Origin of the sequence: Bartonella taylorii 8TBB (genome assembly GCF_902825155.1) — a bacterium.
Taxonomy (GTDB): domain Bacteria; phylum Pseudomonadota; class Alphaproteobacteria; order Rhizobiales; family Rhizobiaceae; genus Bartonella; species Bartonella taylorii_A.
In genome coordinates this window covers 1-702 of record NZ_CADEAG010000051.1, presented here as the reverse complement: position 1 = coordinate 702, position 702 = coordinate 1, and the positions used below count along the sequence as shown (strand labels likewise).

1 pseudogene is annotated in these 702 nt (G+C 41.3%); it reads right to left on the bottom strand.

What is annotated here, in order from left to right:
* Window positions 1–702, bottom strand: a pseudogene (locus J7R13_RS08575) (hypothetical protein); the annotation flags it as partial.

Here is a 702-nt window from a genome sequence, read left to right as displayed (position 1 = left end):
ACTGTTTTTGCACTTGACGCTGCTTCCTTTGCAGCCTCTGCTACTTCTTTCGCATTGTTTGCAGCCTCTTGCGCCTTATCTGCATTATTCTGAGCATCTTTTGCAGTGCTGTGTGCTTTACCTGCAGTCTCTTTAGCCTCACCCGCTAGATTGACCCCACATTGAGCTGTCGTTTGTGCTTGTTGTGCAGCCTCTTCAATTTGATTAACCTTTGTAATCTGAATACGTTCTTGAGGCGTTAGGATAAGGTGTTTCTCCCCCTCTTTCATATGATCCATAGCAAAAACATCCTTTGCTATTTTACCTGGATCATAAACTGATTTTGATAACGCAAAATGACTGATAGTATTTTTAAGATCAGCAGGCGATATAGGGTAATTGATATCCTCATCTGCCTTCTTCCATTTTTCTATCGTGGGGCACTCAGAACTTATCCATTGTAGTTTTACTCTTTCTTCTACAGTCAAAATCTTCTTTGTATCGCCTTCAGTCATGTTCTCCATAGAGAAAGCGTCTGACATGACATTAGAAGGGTCATAAATAGAAACACTCATATCGCCAATTCCTAAAGGCGATAGCTTTATCCAGCCAGTACCCGATAGAACTGTATTCTCACTAGGATCCCCACTGGTGTTGATATCATGAACTGTAACCGTATCTTTATAAGCAAGTGTTCCAACATCTCTTTTTGCAACGGCCTCA